Raw genomic sequence first — 3,465 nt, 5'->3', positions numbered from 1 at the left:
ACAGCGGTAACGATAAGATACACGGTTGCTTCTAACGGAAGTTGTGCTGCTAGCAGTTCAGATGTTACCTTCACGGTAAGTCCATTACCAACTGCGAGCATAAAAGGTGCTTTAACAGCTTGTTTAACTACAACATTATCAGCTGTTACAGACGCAAGTTCAGCTACGTTTGTTTGGTATAAGGATAATACAGTAATTTCTGGTCAGACCAATCAAACATTAACGGTCACTCAAGACGGTGATTATAAAGTAAAAGTAATAAACACTTTGACTGGCTGTGAACAAACTTCAGCAGTATCAACTGTAAAAGTAAGTGATACTCAAAAACCAACGAAACCAGTTTTAGCAGATATAACGGGAGAATGCAATGCTACAGTTATAGCACCTACCACAACAGACAATTGTTCTGGAACTATTACTGGAACGACTACAGATCCGCTAATATATAATACTCAGGGAACACATAGTATTACTTGGAGTTTTGATGATGGGAATGGTAATATCGAAACAGCGATACAAAAGGTCATTTTAAAAGATTTAACTCAGCCAACAATTACTTGTCCTTCAAATGTTACTGCTGTGGCTGATACTAATTCATGCGCTGCAACAGGCGTTGTTTTAGGCACTCCAGTAACTTCAGACAATTGCTCAGGAACAGTAACGGTAACTAACGACGCGCCATCAAGCTTCCCAATCGGAACCACTACGGTAACCTGGACCGCTACTGATGCTGCCGGAAATACGCAGACTTGTACGCAAACCGTAACAGTTAGCGATACGCAGAAACCAATAATTACTTGTCCTTCAAATGTAACTGCTGTAGCCGATGTCAATTCATGTACAGCAACAGGCGTTGTTTTAGGAGCTCCAGTAACTTCAGACAATTGCTCAGGAACAGTAACGGTAACTAACGATGCACCATCAAGCTTCCCAATTGGAATCACTACGGTAACTTGGACCGCTACTGATGCTGCCGGAAATACGCAGACGTGTACGCAAACCGTAACAGTTAGCGATACGCAGAAACCAACAATTACTTGTCCTTCAAATGTAACTGCTGTGGCTGATACTAATTCATGTGCTGCAACAGGCGTTGTTTTAGGAACTCCAACTACGAGCGATAACTGCTCAGGAACAGTAACGGTAACTAACGACGCGCCATCAAGCTTCCCAATCGGAACCACTACGGTAACCTGGACCGCTACTGATGCTGCCGGAAATACGCAGACTTGTACGCAAACCGTAACGGTAAACGATACGCAGAAACCAACCATCACTTGTCCTTCAAATGTTACTGCTGTGGCTGATACTAATTCATGCGCTGCAACAGGAGTTGTTTTAGGCACTCCAACGACAAGCGATAATTGCTCAGGAACAATAACGGTAACTAACGACGCGCCATCAAGCTTCCCAATCGGAACCACTACGGTAACCTGGACCGCTACCGATGCTGCCGGAAATACTCAGACTTGTACTCAAACGGTAACCGTAAACGATACTCAGAAACCAACCATCACTTGTCCTTCAAATGTAACTGCTGTGGCTGATACTAATTCATGTGCTGCAACAGGCGTTGTTTTAGGAACTCCAACTACGAGCGATAACTGCTCAGGAACAGTAACGGTAACTAACGACGCGCCATCAAGCTTCCCAATCGGAACCACTATGGTAACCTGGACCGCTACTGATGCTGCCGGAAATACGCAGACGTGTACGCAAACGGTAACCGTAAACGATACGCAGAAACCAACCATCACTTGTCCTTCAAATGTTACTGCTGTAGCCGATGTTAATTCATGCGCTGCAACCGGAGTTGTTTTAGGTACTCCAACTACGAGCGATAACTGTTCTGGAACAATAACAGTAACTAACGATGCACCATCAAGCTTCCCAATCGGAACCACAACCGTAACGTGGACCGCTACCGATGCTGCCGGAAATACGCAGACGTGTACGCAAACGGTAACAGTAAGCGATACTCAAAAACCAACAATTACTTGTCCTTCAAATGTAACTGCTGTAGCCGATGTTAATTCATGTACAGCAACGGGCGTTGTTTTAGGAGCTCCAGTAACTTCAGACAATTGCTCAGGAACAGTAACGGTAACTAACGATGCACCATCAAGCTTCCCAATTGGAATCACTACGGTAACCTGGACCGCTACTGATGCTGCCGGAAATACGCAGACGTGTACGCAAACTGTAACCGTAAACGATACTCAAAAACCAACAATTACTTGTCCTTCAAATGTTACTGCTGTGGCTGATACTAATTCATGCGCTGCAACCGGCGTTGTTTTAGGCACTCCAACGACAAGTGATAACTGCTCAGGAACAGTAACGGTAACTAACGATGCACCATCAAGCTTCCCAATCGGAACCACTACGGTAACCTGGACCGCTACTGATGCTGCCGGAAATACGCAGACTTGTACACAAACCGTAACCGTAAACGATACTCAAAAACCAACCATCACTTGTCCTTCAAATGTTACTGCTGTGGCTGATACTAATTCATGCGCTGCAACAGGTGTTGTTTTAGGTACTCCAACTACGAGCGATAACTGCTCAGGAACAGTAACGGTAACTAACGAAGCGCCATCAAGCTTCCCAATCGGAACCACTACGGTAACCTGGACCGCTACTGATGCTGCCGGAAATACTCAGACGTGTACGCAAACGGTGAAAGTAATAGGACCAATCAAAGCTATCGAAGATCGTGTAACATCCTTTAATGGAGTTCTGGGTGGAATCGCAGTTCCAAGTGTTCTGGATAATGACTCTTTGAACTGTAAAAATGTAGTTAGCAATGAAGTTATAATTACTTCGACTACAACTTTACCTTCAAATTTAAATTTTGACACTAATACAGGAGCTGTTACAATTCAGCCAAATACGCCAACAGGAACTTACACTTTTGATTATCAAATTTGTGAGGTTGCAAATCCAACAGCAAACTGTGCAACAGCTACAGTTACTATTATTGTGCAAAACCCAATCGTAGCCAACGTTGACAACAGCTACCCAGTTCAAACACCGGGTACAACAACAGCAACCACAATTGGAAACGTAACAATCAACGATACCTTAAACGGACAGCCGGTAACCGCAGCCAATACCAATGTAACCCCAATTAAAACAGGTCCATTGAGCATTGACGCCAACGGAGTACTAACTTTAGATCCAAACACTGTAACAGGAACCTACCAAATCACATACGAAATCTGTGAAGAAGGAGCAACCCCTGCCAACTGTGCTACAGCTACGGCAACTGTTGAAGTTAAAAACCCAATCGTAGCCAACGTTGATAACAGCTACCCAGTTCAAACACCGGGTACAACAACAGCAACCACAATTGGAAACGTAACAATCAACGATACCTTAAACGGACAGCCGGTAACCGCAGCCAATACCAATGTAACCCCAATTAAAACAGGTCCATTGAGCATTGACGCCAACGGAGTA

The 3,465-nt window shown here is 44.2% G+C and carries 1 protein-coding gene; it reads left to right on the top strand.

The window, feature by feature from the left end:
• Positions 1–3,465, top strand: a 3,465-nt coding sequence (locus tag JO950_RS21505; protein WP_202704476.1) for an HYR domain-containing protein, incomplete at both ends; no start/stop codon positions are given.

It is taken from the genome of Flavobacterium sp. UGB4466, assembly GCF_903469665.1.
GTDB classification, from domain to species: domain Bacteria; phylum Bacteroidota; class Bacteroidia; order Flavobacteriales; family Flavobacteriaceae; genus Flavobacterium; species Flavobacterium lipolyticum.
This window is presented reverse-complemented; position numbering and strand designations above follow the sequence as displayed.